We start from the raw sequence: 16,248 nt of genomic DNA, 5'->3' as shown, positions 1-16,248 counted from the left end.
TTTGAATTTTTATAGTTAATATTCGGCTTGTCTATCTTAGGTTTAACAACATCAGGTAATCTTCATTATTCTCGCTGATTGTTTCAAAGCCAAGTTTCTGATACACTCTAAATGCATAATTGTTTTTTTGAACACTCAAAGACGTTTGTTTGTATCCTTTTTCCCTCAAATCTGAAATCATATTTTTCATTAGTAATGTTCCTATTCCTTGATTCCTATATTCTTTGTACAACGAAATCGCAAATTCAGGCGTTTTATCATCAACATTTCCGAACCCTTTAATTTTGCCTGCTAATACCCTAGTCCAAGCGGCTCCAATTATTTTATTATTCAAATCCGCAACCAAACAATAATCATTCTCTTTTTGCCCAAAATTGTCAATATATAGGCTAATTTCTGGAAGCCTAATTACATCTCTTGAAATGGAATTTGTTTCATCTGGTTGATAAATTGCTTCATAAAGCATATCTTCAAGAACTGATATTTCGTTTGATTTTAATTCTCGAATTATTATTTTAACGTGAGTTCGGGATAGTTTATCCTATTCTTTGTAAGTTATCGATATTGATATTAGGTTTAGTTGGATAAAACGAATAAGCGATTAACCCTGCGACTAAATTTAAGATAAAATTATCGAAGCTTCTGTGTCTTGTGTGCTCTATTTGACATACGTTTTTCAAAATATCATTCACACTTTAAATAACAGCCCTTTTTCTAAGCATAATTTTATCATAGATATGCATAAGAGTATTTTTCATATTCTTTCTAATTTTTGTAACCAAATGTATTCCATCTACAAAAAGCTGTTCAAACAGTTCTTTACCTACATACCCTCTGTCGGCAAATATTTTTCCGAACACACGATTATGAAAGGCTTTATCTTTAAGTGGTTGCCTGTCATCTATATTACCTTGCGTAATTAAAAAGTCAACGATATCGCCCTTTTCATTGATAATAATATGAAGTTTAAAACCAAAGAACCACCCCATGGTTCCTTTCCCTTTTTTTGCGGTGTTTTTAAAAACTTTGTTCTGCTTTTCTCTTTTATAATGACATACTTTAATAGTGGTAGAATCTAAAAAGGAGATCCCTGTACATTGACCTAAACAGTGCATTTGAAGAAACAGTATCATAGGCACTGAACAACGCTTTTTCAATTCAACAAATCGGTTATAGGAAACTAAATCTGGAAATTCTTTTGACAAGTGTTTGCTAACATATTCGATATAAAAGTGTTTAAAACACCTAAAACCACTAAAATGGAAAAGCACCATAATTGTGATTATTTCACTTTGGGTGAGTTTAGGCTTTCTTCGTCTAACTATCTTTGAACAGGTTTCTAAAGCATTTTTATCAATAACTTGATTAATTTCGGCACAAAAATCATCAATTAAACAGAAAAATTCAGTAATTTTAAAATCAGAAATCATAGTGGAAAATTTAGTTATACAATTAAAAATCAGTACTTTAATTTACTAAATTTTTCGCTTTTTTTCGTGTAATTAAAAAACTTTTTTATCCCGAACTCACGTTATTTTATCAATTTCTTTCATAAATCAGATACTATTTTTAGATCTTGTTTGCTGGCCGCTAACGTCTCGGCTATGACTAGTTGCGTGTTGTAGCACCTAATTCTGTAAGTACACACCAAACTGAAAATTTGTTAGGATTTTCAGAAGTAGGCGAGAATAAGCAATTGTTTATAGTCATTGTGCCTGTTGCACAACTCCAATATACGATTTTATTTTTTTCAACAAACGAGCGATTTTCACGTTAAGTAATAAAAGTAGTTTTTTGTCATAAACGATTTGTATATCGCTGTTGGGTGGCTACTATTTGGGCATGTTTTAGTTTGTCTCTTTCGTATCAACCACTTTTCATAGAATACAGTGTTGTATGTAGGTTTTATTCAGTTAAATTTGCTATACATTTTTCTCTTATTTGCCAAATCTGCTCAAATTCAAATTTCGATTTGGTTTCGTTTAACCAAAGTTTTATAAAATTTTTGTGATAATCAACTTTAAATTCCGCAACTTGGTTTGGTTCGATTAGTTTTTCTTTAATTATATCTTTCTCAATTTTCATAAATTCAGATTGTCCACTTGTCAAATCAGTTCGCTTGCCATTTATTTTTAAATAGCAATGAGCTTCTGGAATAAATTCAATTGAGTTTTTGGTCAATTCGTTTCCGATTTTCGGTGTGTTTAACTCGGTCATTCGATAAATTCCGATGACTAAGTCAATATTCGGCACGTTATTCAAGTCTGCAATGCTTTTTAAAAGAGCGTGTTTTGAGCTACAAGTTCCTTTTTTCTCTGACAAGACGAGTCTAAAATCAGTCCTATTCTTATTTCTTCCGTATGGTAAATTTTTTATGAATTCAGTTAGTTCATTCCACGTTTCAATACCATTGCTTTTTGCAAGTTCTGTTAGTTTGTCTTTTGATGTTAATTTATAATCCATATTCATTTGCTCTACTTGTATACAATGGTGCGCGAGTATCATTCAACCGTCATAAATTATAGTTTATTATTGTGTATAGTTTTTATTCTTCCACAATTCCGATGAATATGAAATACTCAATTTCGGTATCATAGATTTCGATTAACTCTTCTTTAGTCAGGTCAACTTTTTCCTCATCAAGAGCGTATTCAACCATTTTATTAACATCCAATTCTAAATTAGATTCCGATTCGTTTTCAGTATTCGAATTTTCAGAAATCAGTCCGATTTTATTCATATAGTTTTCTTCTGCAATTAAAGCACTTTGAATCAATTTTAAGTCAGACTTTTTCTTATTCAGCTTTAATGCAATGAAACAAGTTGCTTCGTCTAAATCATAGATTTCTTTTCCAGCATTATTTTCACTCACGGTACAAATTGGTTCGTTTTTGCAATCGAAAAATGAGAGTAAAATCAAGATCAATATTTTTTTCACGTTTTTTAGGTTAAATGTCAAGCCCCAAAATATGACTACAGGTTAATCTCGAAGCTTCTGGAAATTTTAAACTGTTAATTTGTATACCATATTTGGTGTTTTATAGTATAAAGGTACAGCTAATGTTATTTAGCTGTATAGATTGACAGGATTTTTCGTTACTCTTCTTGTGTACGAAGATTTTCCGAAGGAAAATAAGGGTGACCAAATGCATAATTACCTTTATATTTAGAAATAAATTTAAACATTATTTTTGGAGTTATTTTTTTATAATCCTTCAAATATTCCTCCAATAAAATCTCCAATTCCTTCTAATAGTCCACCAAAAATATCTCCAAAATCTAACCACGAAGCGTCAATGTCCAAATCTGGAATTGTCAACCAGTCAGCAGAAGCACTTGTAGCAAGTCCACTTAACATTTCGGTTTTCATTTCAACATAGTTACAAACTTCTCCATTCATTTCGTGATAAGCGTCAAAGTCAGAATGAGAACAGAAAGTGCACATAGCCCAGCAATACCAATCTATTCCGCTAGAATTATAGTGTTTAGATTTTTTTGATGCTTTTTTGACTTCTTCAGGCTTATAGTATTTTTTCTTTCCGTGTTCAGCGACCAATAGTTTTCCAATATCTGTGATATATTCTTTTTTGTTAGGTGGTGCAGTTGGACATTGAGTATTCATTTTTTGTTTTTTATTCAACGTGTTCTTTTTCAATTATTAGATCAACAAACCTCGCATCTCTCATAAGGCTGATAATAAAATTAAAATCTTCTTTTCCAAAAATCTTTTCAAGTTTTTTAGTTCCTATAATTTCAACTATACAATCTCCAGGAAATCCAGGTCCTTCTGCTGTTATCGCATCGTTGAATGCATCAAGGTTTTTTCCAAAAAGTTTCGCAGACTCAGAGTGAATTTCAGCAACGTATTTATCCCAAAAATCCTCTTTAGTTTCACAAAATTCTCCGTTTATAAAAATCTTTCTTCGGTGTCTTATTTTTCCTTTTTCATCTTCGATAATACTAACAAAAGTGTCTTTTCCATAAGCCATCTTATCAAATACTTTAGAGTATCCATAATTCAGCCATCTTTTGTAAATCAATTTTTCATTGAAGTACAAGTAAAGTTCATTATTGTCTTTAATTTCTTTTCGTATTCTCATGGTTTCTCAAATTACCTACCATATATCGGGTGTAGGTGTGTGCTTGGGTTAGCACCCAATTTAGCAAATAAAAACCAAACTGAAAATCCGTTAGGATTTTCAGAAGTAGGCTAGAACTAGCAATAAATTATACACGGTGTGCCTGTTGCACAACCCCAATATACGATTTGTTTTTTTACAATACGGAAGAGGCTTTTCATGTTATATTAGTGTATATAAATCACCTATTGCCAGACCCAATCGCAACATCGCCCGGGTAAATAGTCTACAGGGAGGTTATATGAAAGCCAAACGGCAAAGCACGGTAGAATCCGATTTTGGAACCCTAAAACACTATGCGGGCTTGCGCAAAGTTAATGTTAGGGGTATTGATGGTGCGAATAAGTGCATGCTCATGGCAGGGGCGGCTTATAACATTAAAAAACTATTAAAATTCTTGGGTAAACCTACTAAAACTGAGGCCAAAGCGGTTGCTTTTGTGTTTTGGTTAAAAAACGTACGATATCACTTAATAAATCTCGTTTTAAGCTCAGAAAAAAAGCAAAATAAGGAGTTAAATTTTGGCTTCGTTCTAAATAAAGCCCTTACATAGCTTTCAAATGAATTCCATTTTTTAAAATTTGGTGGTTGTGCATCAGCTACCGTTGTTGCCTGCTGGCTTTCTTTATAGCTTCTTCTACATTCTTCAACGGGTTAATTTCTGATTTCTGCCAATTCTCATTTTCGTATCCATTAGCTTCTAGCCACTTTCGTAATGTTTCTAAATCTCGTAGGCTGTTCAAATCTGATTGAGCGATAAAAAAAGAAAAATATACTATTTCATTTCTGTCTCCAATATTTAAAATAAAAAGGTCTAAAAGGAACTTTCCTGCTCTTGAAATCATCTCATTTTTTAAATAAGGGGTGAACATTCTGTCAAATCCAAATGCCACTGATTCAATTAAAATATCTCTATCGTCATCACTCCAATTAATGATATCTTGTTTTAAGTCTTCCCAATCCTTGTCGGAAAAACTATTTAGCTTATTCTGAATTTCTTGGCTTCCTCCGCCCAATGCCCAATAATCGCTATCTCTGTATTCATTTTTCAATAGAATGTCATAAACATATAAAACTCGTGGATTTTGGCTTTTAGTTTTAGAATGTACTTTATATTTTTTTTTCCATTTTTTGATTTCAGGATGTGAAAATCCATTTTGCATTCTGGAATATAATTTTTGGGCTAAAAGTCTTTTTTCGTTAGCGTACTTTAGCTCATATACACCATCTATTCCATAAGCGACACAATCAGATACAATGTTCTGTTCTAATTCACTCCAATTGGAAAAGTCAGCGACAAGTGAATTCCAATCATTCTCGGAAAGTTCCATTAGTAAAGAATGTAATTTTATATTTTCCTTTGATTCCCAAGTTTCTGATTCTATATGTTTCTTAACATACGAGTATATTCTCAAAATATTTTGATTTGAACTTTTAGAATTTGAAATTAATCTTTCGGGCATTTTTCAGTTTTAGCTTGCAGGTAACGGTTTGGCTATGCGCAGTGTCCCGAAGGGCATTGCGTATAGGTGTTGTTGTAGGGCGTTTTTTTTAATTCATTTCAGTCATTCTGGGCATCTTTTCTATTCCTACGAATTTCTTTGGTATTACCTGGGATTGACTTATCTCAATTATTTCTTCTTTTCTACCGTCCGCTTTCCATATAGTAAATGCTGATACTTCGAAAACTCTATCTTGCTTATTTTGTTCATGTGGCAAGGTGTTCTTAAAGTCAGTCCAAATGGTGATTTTAAGACTCTCCAGTTTAGTTAAGTCACAGTTATGATTTTTAAAGTGTACAGGTAGCCAACTCGAATAGTCATTTAGTAATTGTCTGCTTTCAATCGATTCGGCTTGGACGTGTTTTATTGTCTTGTTTATAAAGTCAAATGTTGCCTTAGTTTCAAGTCCGAGGTTATACAAGTCAATCAGCACATTAACAGGAAGTCGTCCACTTTTCATATAGTCAATGCTAATGAAAGAGTGAGTGAAATTGTGAATTGCTGATTTATAATTCTTGTACTTCATTGTCTTTTTTCAAATGTCTAGTCCTGAAATATGGCTACATGTTAAAGATTGATTTTACCCTGATAACTCACATACCATATTAGGTGTTTTGAAGTCTAAAGATAAATGTAATCTTGTTTGGTTGTATAGATTGATAGCACTTTTTGTTGCTTTTCATGGTAACAGTTCGAATTTGACCTTCGTAAATTATAATTTATAACTGTCCTGTTTTTGGGGATGTTAAAAAAAACTGAACCCTATTACTTAGCCTCTTTTGTTTTAAGCTTTCTAAAAGAACAAAATAAGGAGTTAAAAATTTTGGCTTCGTTCTAAATAAAGACCTTACATAGCTTTCAAATGAATTCCATTCTTTGAAATTTGGGGGTTGTGCATCAGCTACCATTGTTGTATACCGTATTTTTTTTCATTCCTTTATAGCTTTTTCAGCTCTTTCCATAACAGATTCAGCTAATTCATACATTGAGCAACTTCCTTCACTCATATTCCGTTTTCCTGTCCGCTTTATTTCCGCATTGTCATTCTCCCAATCAAAAACGTAAATTATTTCTCGATAGACTTCGCTCAACTCTTCGTAATTCAATTCGTCATTTTTGCGTCCAAAGTTTTCCTCGGTTTCTATTATTTTAATTGGGTTTCCGTTATTCAAGTAAATTATTGTCCTAATTCGACCGTAAGAGAGTCCGATTTCCTCCACAATTTTACGAATCTGCTTTTCATTCCGCCAGACTTTTAAAATTCCGCCACCATCAGTTGTAATCCCAGTCAGTTCAACCCAGTCAAATACCATTTTCTGCAGAGTTGAATCTGATTCTATTGATTTTACTTCGTTTTCAATTCGGTCAAGATTATGTTCTTGTCCAAATGCTAAAAACCCGATTAAAGTCAATATGATTACGAATGTGTTTTTCATATGTCTGGTCCTGAAATATGGCTACAGGTTAAAGATTGATTTTACCCTGATAACTTACATACCATATTTGGTGTTTTAAAGTCTAAAGATAAATGTAATCTTGTTTGGTTGTATAGATTGATTACATTTTTGTTGCTTTTCATGGTAACAGTTCGAATTTGACCTTCGTAAATTGTAATTTATAACGGTCCTGTTTTTGTGGGATGTCAAAAAAAAGTGCACCCCAGTACTTCACATAATTTGTTGTAAGCTTTCTAAAAGAACAGAATACAGAGTTAAAAATTTTGGCTTCGTTCTAAATACAACCCTTACATAGCTTTAAAAGGAAATCCGTTTTTTGAAATTTGGGGGTTGTGCATCAGCTACCGTTGTTGTACCCAGTTATTTTTAGGAATAATAAGATTCATTAAGTCTTATTATAAATCCGTTCCCCATTCCTCTTGGTCTTTTCTTATCTTCGATTGAATTTCCAAAACTATTTCCAGCTCCCATATTCGTCATATTTCCATTTGAAATAATAGTTATCCAACCAGTTGATTCAAATTTTTCAAATTCAGCCAAGGTTTGAGGATGTAGGGTTGTTGATACTTCGTAAGCTGTCCCTGATTTTATCATAAAAGGAATTTCTAACCCTAAAGCTTCGCCAAACAATAGTGATAGATTTGCTTTAGTTGGTTCCCGTAATTCTGATTCCAAAACTTTAAGGATTTTATTCAAATCAACATTTGATTGTTCAATCCACTCAACCAGTTTTTCATTAAAATTCTGTTGTTCCTTTTCACTCCATAAATTTCCGCTTGCTGCAATTGTTCCACCAACAATTGGTATTGCTCCTAAAGAGTTAAGAATGAATCTTGCTGCTTGTTTTCCTCCAGGTTTAATCAGCATTTCATTAAGTTTTTCAATAATTTCTTCTTTTTCTTCCATTGGTTTTCTGTTGGGTTTAATTGGGTACAACTCGTTTTATACCAAACTTTAGTTTTGTTATCCCGGTAAAATTATGGGATATCATAAAGCTTAGCAATTTTTATATGTTATCAAATATATTAAAATCAATACTTTATCAAAAGTAAAGTTATTAACGAATTTTTGTTTATTAATTATACGATTCCTACGAACCTAAAAAAGATAAGCACATATTCTTACGGAATCCCATAAGCTCCCCTATTTAAGTTATAAAAGTTACTTTTTAGAGTAGGAACGATTTTTATATCCCAAAAATGGGTCGCAGCTATCACGGCGTGCTCCGAAGACACTACGGCACTGGTATCTGATATCATGGCATGCTCCGCAAACAATGCGGCACAGACCTTTATATCAAAGCCAACTGCCGTAACACTGTAGAAGCATCTTATAAAATCAACCGCTAACTCCCAAGAACTAATAACTAAGCATTAAGAACTAATTTCTACCTATAAGGAGGCCCCGCAACCCAACCCACTATAGATTTACGAACCCCTTTGGTGATGGGCGTCACACGGTGCATCATAAATGACGGAAAAACAATAATGGTTCCCTTTTCTCTAGGAGCAGTTACAATGTTTTGATTCATCATAAACTGTAAGTCGCCACCTTCATAGTCATCAGAATCCGATAACTGCATAGAAATGCTGAGTTTTCTATCAGAAATTTCTCCCGCTCCGAAATCCAAATGCCAGTCAAAGAAATCTCCTTCCGTGTAGCTAGCCAATTGCAAATTGTTGTGAAAACCCAATAAATCAAACCCATACCGTTCGTTGTTGCATTGAATCGCCAAACCAGCTAATCGGTTGTAAATCCATTCGTTTTCTGGAGTGTTTTCAATAAACACCACAGTACTTTTTCGCAGCTCATCATCATAGGTGTCAGCTCCGCTAAGAGTAGCTTTAATTTTTTAATTTTCATCCCATAAAGTAAGAATTCTAGCTGTTTCATGCGGAAGAAATAAGCCATTGTAATACACAAACTCTACAAAATTATGCTTTAATGGAAGTCCAAAAGGATAGTTTATTGCCATAGTAGTATCGTAGTTGTAAGAATATTTGCTATGCGTTACAACTTTAGGTTTTAAATTCAGTTAGTTTTTTGATAGCAAAATATAAAAAACAAAGAAGATATGAGAGAAGTTGTTCATGAAAGTACTTATTTTAATAAAGAGCGTTGTAAGGTTGGTCATGATTTTAAGTTTTTACCCTGTAAAAGTGTCATTCCGAACGACGAAGGAGGAGGGATCTCATGTACATAAGTAACTCTTATCATTGAGATGTCTCCTCACTCATGCTTCGTTCTATAAACATGACCTAATTCTTGATTTTAGTGGTTGAATGTTATGAGGTTAAACCCCTTACTTTTCGTTCAGTTACTCAGTAGGTAACAACGATACCAACTATCAGCAGAATAAAAAGTGAACATAAAACAGAGAACTAAAAATAATTGTATTTTTACGTCAACAATTCAATACTATGATTTCAAAAGAACAATTTAATAAAGAGTTAGACATCATTATAGCCAACGCCATTAGAGAAGATATTGGTGACGGAGACCATACGTCCTTATCATGTATTCCTGCCGATGCCACAGGAAAAGCAAAATTATTGGTAAAAGATGAAGGAGTAATTGCTGGGGTAGAATTTGCGAAAATGGTGTTTGCTTATGTAGACCCAGATTTAGAAGTAGAAACGTTGATTAATGATGGAGAACAAGTAAAATATGGCGATATTGTGTTTTATGTTTCAGGAAAATCACGATCTATTTTAATGGCAGAACGCCTAGTGTTGAATGCCATGCAGCGTATGAGCGCCATTGCTACCAAAACAAAATCTTTTGCCGATTTGTTAGCAGGTACCAAAACCAAGGTGTTAGACACCCGTAAAACCACTCCTGGAATTCGTGCTTTAGAAAAATGGGCAGTAAAAATTGGCGGAGGCGAAAACCACCGCTTTGCCCTATACGATATGGTTATGATTAAAGACAATCATATTGATTTTGCTGGCGGAATTACCCAAGCCATTACCAAAACTAAAAAATACTTAGCCGAAAAAGGGCTGGACATTAAGATTATCGTGGAGGCTAGAAGCTTAGAAGAAATTGAAGAGATTTTGCAAAACGAAGGGGTGTATCGTATTTTAATAGACAATTTTAATTACGAAGATACCCGCAAAGCAGTTGCTTTGATAGGAGACCAATGTTTAACAGAATCTTCTGGAGGAATTAACGAGAAAACGATTCGAAAGTATGCCGAATGTGGGGTAGATTTTATCTCGTCGGGAGCCTTAACACACTCAGTATACAATATGGATTTAAGCTTAAAAGCAGTTGATTAATTAAAAATCGTCATTACGAGTGAAACGAAGTAATCTTAGCAATCAACTACGTTCACTTTGTTTATATATTAAAAACAAACGCATGAAACCGATATATTTTAAATAATCATTACATACTCAGTGGAATGATTATTTTAAGTATCAAAGGTTACATCTGACCAATTAAAAACAATAAAAAAACAGATGAAAAAACAATTAGTACTCATAGCAATATTAGTAGTGGCTATGTCTTGTAAAACAGAACAAACAAAAGAAGAAACAGTTTCAACCGTGTCTGAAAATCCGTTATTGGTTGAAAGTACCATCGACTATGGTGCGCCAGATTTTACAAAAATAAAAGACGAACATTTTATGCCCGCTATTATAAAAGGGATGGAAGTTCAAAATGAAGAAATAGCAAAAATCATCGCAAACAATGAAGCAGCAACTTTCGAAAATACCATTTTGGCTTTAGAAGAAAGTAGCAAAACCTTAGACAATGTAACAGCAGTTTTTTACGCATTGGCAGGAGCACATACCAACGATGTCATCAAAGAAAATCAAAAAGAGCTAGCTCCAAAATTCTCCAAGCACAATGACGCTATTTTATTAAATACACCACTGTTTGAAAGAATAAAGACAGTGTATAACAATCTCGATAAATTAGACGTAGATGCAGAATCGAAACACTTGGTAAAAGAGTATTATAAAAAGTTTGTCAAAGCAGGAGCAAACCTTTCCGAAGAAAAGAAAAATGAGTTAAAGGAAATCAATGCAGAACTCGCAAGTCTATCAAATGATTTCGGAAAAAAGCTACTCGACGCAAGTAAAAAGGGAGGGTTAACAGTGACTGACAAAGCGCAATTGAAAGGACTTTCCGAAGAAAAAATAAAAGGATTGGAAAAAGAGGGGAAGTATGAAATCCAACTCATTAACACCACGCAGCAACCATTGTTACAAACCTTAGAAAATAGAGACGTACGTAAAGCATTGTTCGAAAAATCAATCCACAGGGCAGATGCAGGAGCGTATGATACCAGCGATTTAGTGAAGAAAATGGCATTGTTGCGATTGAAAAAAGCACAAATTTTAGGATTTGACAACTATGCGAGCTGGAGTTTACAAGGAACGATGGCAGCTACTCCAGAAAAAGTGTTTCAAATGTTTGAAAACTTAATACCTGGGTCGTTGGCAAAAGCAGCGTCAGAAGTTAAAGAAATTCAAGAAGAAATTCATAAAAGCGGAAATGATTTTACCTTAGAACCCTATGATTGGAATCACTATGCAGAAAAAGTACGTAAATCAAAATACAACCTAAATGAAGAAGAGGTAAAACCCTATTTTGAATTGACAAATGTATTGGAAAAAGGAGTGTTTTACGCAGCCACGAAGTTGTACGGAATTACCTTTAAAAAACGTACCGATATCCCTACCTATCATCCCGATGTTGTGGTATACGAGATTTTTGAAGAAGACGGAAGCAAGTTAGGTTTGTTTTATGGAGACTTTTTTGCAAGAGATAGTAAACGTGGAGGCGCATGGATGAGTTCGTTTGTAAAACAATCAAAATTACGCAACCAAAAACCCGTTATTTTCAACGTATGCAATTACCCAAAACCAACAGCAGGAGAACCTGCATTGATTAGTTTTGACAATGTAGAAACCACTTTTCATGAATTCGGACACGCCCTACACGGCTTATTCGGAAATCAAAAATATGCATCAATCTCAGGTACGAGTACCGCAAGAGACTTTGTAGAATTTCCATCGCAGTTCAACGAAAATTGGGCAACACACCCCGAAGTGTTGAATAACTACGCATTGCACTATAAAACAGGAGAAGTAATTCCCGATGCGCTCTTGCAAAAAATTAAAAATGCAGGAACTTTCAATCAAGGGTATTCGATCATAGAAAACTTATGTTCTTCTAATTTAGACATGCAATGGCATACCATTTCTGCAGACACAACAATAGAAGATGTAGCAAGTTTTGAAGAAGATGCCTTAAAAAAGATGAATTTAAAAGTAGCTCAAATTCCGCCACGATACCGTTCTACTTATTTTGCACATGTTTTTAGCGGAGGATATTCAGCAGGATACTATTCGTATTTATGGACAGAAATGCTGAGTCACGATGCCTACAATTGGTTTAAAAATAACGGATTACTAACCCGAGAAAACGGACAAAAATTTAGAGAACAAATATTGTCGAAAGGAAACACGATGGATTATGCAACAATGTACAAAACATTTGCAGGACGTGACCCCGAGGCAACACCAATGTTACAAGCAAGAGGTTTACAGTAAATGAATGTTTTTTTTGATAGTGAAGTCTTCACAAAAGTCGACTTTACAGCCACCAAAATAACCAAAGGAACTTATGATAGCTGTACGTTCGAGAATTGTAATTTCGAGAACGTACACGCTTCAGCTATCGAGTTTTTAGAATGCGAGTTTGTCGACTGTAATTTTAGCAATACTATTGTGAATCAAACCTCATTTAAAGAGTGCGTTTTTGAAAAATGTAAGATAGTCGGGGTAAAATTTAACGAATGCAATCAATTTCTTTTAGCCATGAGCTTCCATAATTGTCAATTGAATTTGTCTTCGTTCTACCAACTCAAAATACCCAGAACAAAATTTGTACATTGTAGTTTGCAAGAAGTCGATTTCACAGAGGCAGATTTGAGTAAAAGTTCTTTTGAAAATTGTGATTTAAAAGAAGCCATTTTTGAAGAAACCAATGCAGAAGAAGTCGATTTTACCACAGCGATAAATTTTAGAATCGACCCCGAACAAAATAAGATTAAAAAAGCAAAATTCTCTCATGAAAATGTAGAAGGACTATTGTACAAATATGATATTGTGGTAGCGTAGTTTTAAAATGAAAAGCGAAAAGTGAAAAGTGGAAAGTGGAAAGTGGAAAGTTAAAAGTTAAAAGTGAAAAGTGAAAAGTGGAAAGTTGGAAAGTAGCAAAGTAGTGAAGTAACAGGCAACGTTAAAAATCAAATAATGAAAAAGGAAAATAATATTAAAACATTTAGAGATTTGTTAGTATGGCAAAAATCAATGGTGTTTGTAACAGAGGTGTATAAAGTATCGAATGATTTTCCTAAAGAAGAAACATTTGGATTGACTTCTCAAATAAGAAGAAGTGCAGTTTCAATACCAAGTAATATATCAGAAGGATACGGGAGGCAAAGTTTAGGAGATTTTATACGTTTTTTAAAGATTGGAATCGCTTCTTTATTTGAACTGCAAACACAACTTGAAATTTCTTTAAATTTAGAATATATTTCAAGAGAACCTTTTGATCAACTTTATGAAAAATCAAGAGAAATAGAAAGAATGTTGTCAAGTCTAATAAGAAAGTTAAAAGAAAAACGATGAGTATTTCTTAAAAACTAGTAGTACTTTGCATCTTTGAAACTAAAAAAACTCTGCATCTTTGAAACGAAAAAAATGACAAAACATATAGAAGAAAACCTTGAGAAAATACCAGTAATTAACTGGTTGGTAGCCTTCGGGAAAAACATAAAAATTCCGGGGTTAGAAGGTATGTCTTTGTATGATGTACTCGAAATGTATATAATTGGTATTGTAAAAGGGGCATTAACCACACGAGCAGGAGGTATTGCTTTTAGCTTTTTTATGGCCATTTTTCCGTTTCTATTATTTATTTTAACACTCATACCGTACATTCCGATAGAAGGATTTCAAGAAGGACTATTTTCATTAATGCAAGAAGCACTGCCACCAAAAACCTTCGAAGCGGTAGATTTCGTCATAAAAGATATTATCAACAATCAATATGGCGGTTTGCTGTCTTTCGGATTTTTCGCGTCTATCTTTTTAATGACCAACGGAGTCAATGCCATCTTTGGAGGATTTGAATATTCATACCATATAACTGAAGTAAGAAATGTGTTGCGGTCTTATTTTGTATCACTTGCCGTATCCTTATTAATGTCTTTTTTCTTAATCGTAACCGTAACCTTAATTATTTTTTATCAAATAGCATTGACAAAAATTCACAAATTCGGATGGTTACAAACAGGAGATTTAGATTTGTTTTACTATGGAAGAGCTTTTCTGTTTTTAGTAATGATTTTCACCATCGTTTCCTTACTTTTTAGATACGGAACCAAGCAAGGAAAAGAAGTCCGTTTCTTTTCTCCTGGGGCTGTTTTAACGACAGTAGTATCGATGTTTTCATTTTATTTATTCGGAATTTATGTAGTAAAGTTTGCCAAGTACAATCAATTATATGGGTCTATTGGAACTCTCTTAATATTAATGCTTTTTGTGTGGCTAAATTCCATTATCTTACTTTTAGGATTTGAGTTAAACGCCACAATTTCCAGTTTAAAACGCAAAAATAAAGCCTTAGCTGAATAACCATTTTCTTCATATTTTTTCAGATATTTGCAGGCTAAAACGCAAATCAATTCCGAATTAAAAATTAACAATTTATAATTAACTAAAAATGAAAGTAGGCATCCCAAAAGGAACAAGAGATTTTTCATCAACTGAAGTAGCCAAAAGAAACTATATTTTCAATACGATTAAGCATGCATTTGAAAATTTCGGATTTCAACCCATTGAAACACCCAGTTTTGAAAATTCAGATACCCTAATGGGAAAATATGGTGAAGAAGGAGATCGCTTGATTTTTAAAATCTTAAATTCTGGGGATTATTTAAAAAAGGTTGATGAGCACTTACTTTCTGAAAAGAACAGTTTAAAGGTAACTCCCAAAATTTCCGAAAAAGCCTTGCGTTACGATTTAACCGTACCGTTTGCACGGTACGTCGTACAGCACCAAAACGAAATCACCTTTCCGTTTAAACGCTATCAAATCCAACCCGTTTGGAGGGCAGACAGACCTCAAAAAGGACGTTTCCGTGAGTTTTATCAATGCGATGCCGACGTGGTAGGCAGCACTTCGCTATGGCAAGAAGTAGAGTTTGTACAATTGTACGATACAGTTTTTAGTAAGTTAGGACTTAATGGTACGACTATCAAACTCAATAACCGAAAAATCTTATCAGGAATTGCTGAGGTCATTGGAGCATCAGATAAATTGATTGATTTTACAGTTGCGTTAGATAAGTTAGACAAAATAGGGAAAGAAGGGGTTGTAAATGAAATGCTTTCTAAAGGAATATTAGCAACAGCCATAGAAAAAGTAGATCCCTTGTTCCACTTTTCAGGAAGTAATCAAGAGAAGTTAGCTTCTTTAGAAGACTTGTTGCAAGGTTCAGAAGAAGGATTGCAAGGAGTGGCAGATTTAAAAACGGTCGTTGATAGGGTAGAAGCGTTGGGCTTAGATTCGGCAACCTTAGAATTGGATGTAACCTTAGCACGCGGATTGAACTATTATACGGGAGCTATTTACGAAGTAGCAGCACCCAAAAGTGTACAAATGGGTTCTATCGGAGGCGGTGGTCGTTACGATGATTTAACAGGAATCTTTGGTTTAAAAGACGTTTCAGGAGTAGGAATTTCCTTCGGATTGGATAGAATTTACCTAGTAATGGAAGAGCTAGCGTTGTTTGAGGCAGTAGCACTACCAAAACCCAAAGTATTGTTTTTAAATTTTGAGGAGAACGAGAGTTTAGAAAAGGTTAAAATGATAAAAACCTTGCGAAATAATGACATAAAGGCAGAGATGTACCCCGATGTAGCTGGCAGTAACAATCAGCAAAAAAAGCAATGGAAATACGCTACCAACAGAGAAATTGAATTTGTGGTAACCACTGTAGAAAATGGTACACTTGTTGTAAAAGAGATGTCATCAGGAGAGCAAACTACTTGTTCTTTAGAGGAATTGATAAATAAAGTGCAGTAGATTACCAACAATGTTGTAAATTTGCGCCCTACTAATTTT

At 33.8% G+C, this 16,248-nt stretch carries 19 protein-coding genes and 1 pseudogene; 8 read left to right on the top strand and 12 right to left on the bottom strand.

Annotated features, from left to right (window positions below; genetic code table 11):
• Positions 1-31 precede the first annotated feature (31 nt).
• The 6 genes and pseudogenes from P8625_RS05525 to P8625_RS05500 form a co-directional block, all read right to left on the bottom strand.
• Positions 32-466, bottom strand: coding sequence for a GNAT family N-acetyltransferase (locus P8625_RS05525; RefSeq protein WP_279652483.1), 435 nt, complete (start codon positions 464-466; stop codon positions 32-34).
• Positions 467-536: 70 nt separating this feature from the next.
• Positions 537-1,430, bottom strand: a pseudogene (locus P8625_RS05520) (IS982 family transposase).
• Positions 1,431-1,905: 475 nt separating this feature from the next.
• Positions 1,906-2,463: a hypothetical protein gene (locus tag P8625_RS05515; RefSeq protein ID WP_279652482.1), complete on the bottom strand. Its 558-nt coding sequence runs from the start codon at positions 2,461-2,463 to the stop codon at positions 1,906-1,908.
• An 82-nt stretch (positions 2,464-2,545) separates the two neighbouring features.
• The gene (locus P8625_RS05510) at positions 2,546-2,920 is read right to left on the bottom strand and encodes a hypothetical protein (protein ID WP_279652481.1); all 375 of its coding nucleotides are present in this window, start codon (positions 2,918-2,920) and stop codon (positions 2,546-2,548) included.
• Positions 2,921-3,205: 285 nt separating this feature from the next.
• Positions 3,206-3,622 (bottom strand): hypothetical protein, encoded by a 417-nt coding sequence (locus P8625_RS05505; protein ID WP_279652480.1) that lies wholly within the window; start codon positions 3,620-3,622, stop codon positions 3,206-3,208.
• Between the two features lie 10 nt (positions 3,623-3,632).
• On the bottom strand, positions 3,633-4,100 hold the full coding sequence (locus P8625_RS05500; RefSeq protein WP_279652479.1) for a barstar family protein: 468 nt from the start codon (positions 4,098-4,100) through the stop codon (positions 3,633-3,635).
• Between the two features lie 136 nt (positions 4,101-4,236).
• On the opposite strand from P8625_RS05500, the gene P8625_RS05495 reads away from it, so the two are divergent.
• Positions 4,237-4,692, top strand: coding sequence for a transposase (locus tag P8625_RS05495; RefSeq protein WP_279652478.1), 456 nt, complete (start codon positions 4,237-4,239; stop codon positions 4,690-4,692).
• A 46-nt stretch (positions 4,693-4,738) separates the two neighbouring features.
• On the opposite strand, the gene P8625_RS05490 is transcribed toward P8625_RS05495, so the two are convergent.
• The 6 genes from P8625_RS05490 to P8625_RS05465 form a co-directional block, all read right to left on the bottom strand.
• The gene (locus tag P8625_RS05490) at positions 4,739-5,602 is read right to left on the bottom strand and encodes a hypothetical protein (RefSeq protein WP_279652477.1); all 864 of its coding nucleotides are present in this window, start codon (positions 5,600-5,602) and stop codon (positions 4,739-4,741) included.
• An 88-nt stretch (positions 5,603-5,690) separates the two neighbouring features.
• The gene (locus tag P8625_RS05485; RefSeq protein ID WP_279652476.1) at positions 5,691-6,101 is read right to left on the bottom strand and encodes a hypothetical protein; all 411 of its coding nucleotides are present in this window, start codon (positions 6,099-6,101) and stop codon (positions 5,691-5,693) included.
• A 469-nt stretch (positions 6,102-6,570) separates the two neighbouring features.
• Positions 6,571-6,954 carry a hypothetical protein gene (locus P8625_RS05480; RefSeq protein WP_279652475.1) on the bottom strand — a complete coding sequence of 128 codons (384 nt, stop codon included), beginning with the start codon at positions 6,952-6,954 and terminating at the stop codon, positions 6,571-6,573.
• 510 nt (positions 6,955-7,464) lie between these two features.
• A complete protein-coding gene (locus P8625_RS05475) occupies positions 7,465-8,004 on the bottom strand; it encodes a hypothetical protein (protein WP_279652474.1) in 540 nt (179 codons plus the stop codon).
• Positions 8,005-8,485: 481 nt separating this feature from the next.
• The gene (locus P8625_RS05470; protein ID WP_279652473.1) at positions 8,486-8,887 is read right to left on the bottom strand and encodes a 2OG-Fe(II) oxygenase; all 402 of its coding nucleotides are present in this window, start codon (positions 8,885-8,887) and stop codon (positions 8,486-8,488) included.
• A 63-nt stretch (positions 8,888-8,950) separates the two neighbouring features.
• Positions 8,951-9,073 (bottom strand): hypothetical protein, encoded by a 123-nt coding sequence (locus tag P8625_RS05465; protein ID WP_279652472.1) that lies wholly within the window; start codon positions 9,071-9,073, stop codon positions 8,951-8,953.
• Between the two features lie 99 nt (positions 9,074-9,172).
• Here P8625_RS05465 and P8625_RS05460 point away from each other — a divergent pair, with 99 nt between their 5' ends.
• The 7 genes from P8625_RS05460 to hisS all read left to right on the top strand — a co-directional run bounded on the left by P8625_RS05460 (position 9,173) and on the right by hisS (position 16,209).
• Positions 9,173-9,301 carry a hypothetical protein gene (locus tag P8625_RS05460; RefSeq protein WP_279652471.1) on the top strand — a complete coding sequence of 43 codons (129 nt, stop codon included), beginning with the start codon at positions 9,173-9,175 and terminating at the stop codon, positions 9,299-9,301.
• A 217-nt stretch (positions 9,302-9,518) separates the two neighbouring features.
• On the top strand, positions 9,519-10,379 hold the full coding sequence (gene nadC / locus P8625_RS05455; protein WP_279652470.1) for a carboxylating nicotinate-nucleotide diphosphorylase: 861 nt from the start codon (positions 9,519-9,521) through the stop codon (positions 10,377-10,379).
• Between the two features lie 183 nt (positions 10,380-10,562).
• Positions 10,563-12,665, top strand: a complete 2,103-nt coding sequence (locus P8625_RS05450; protein ID WP_279652469.1) for a M3 family metallopeptidase — start codon at positions 10,563-10,565, stop codon at positions 12,663-12,665.
• Complete coding sequence (locus P8625_RS05445; RefSeq protein ID WP_279652468.1) at positions 12,666-13,235, top strand: pentapeptide repeat-containing protein; 570 nt, start codon at positions 12,666-12,668, stop codon at positions 13,233-13,235.
• A 135-nt stretch (positions 13,236-13,370) separates the two neighbouring features.
• Entirely contained in the window at positions 13,371-13,748 is a 378-nt protein-coding gene (locus P8625_RS05440) for a four helix bundle protein (RefSeq protein WP_279652467.1), read from the top strand.
• Between the two features lie 72 nt (positions 13,749-13,820).
• Positions 13,821-14,756, top strand: coding sequence for a YihY/virulence factor BrkB family protein (locus tag P8625_RS05435; protein WP_279652466.1), 936 nt, complete (start codon positions 13,821-13,823; stop codon positions 14,754-14,756).
• 88 nt (positions 14,757-14,844) lie between these two features.
• Positions 14,845-16,209: a histidine--tRNA ligase gene (hisS, locus tag P8625_RS05430; protein ID WP_279652465.1), complete on the top strand. Its 1,365-nt coding sequence runs from the start codon at positions 14,845-14,847 to the stop codon at positions 16,207-16,209.
• Positions 16,210-16,248 lie beyond the last annotated feature (39 nt).

This window comes from Tenacibaculum tangerinum (genome assembly GCF_029853675.1).
In the GTDB taxonomy this organism is placed as follows: domain Bacteria; phylum Bacteroidota; class Bacteroidia; order Flavobacteriales; family Flavobacteriaceae; genus Polaribacter; species Polaribacter tangerinum_A.
The sequence above is the reverse complement of the archived record's forward strand: the minus strand, read 5'-3'. Positions and strand labels throughout refer to the sequence as shown.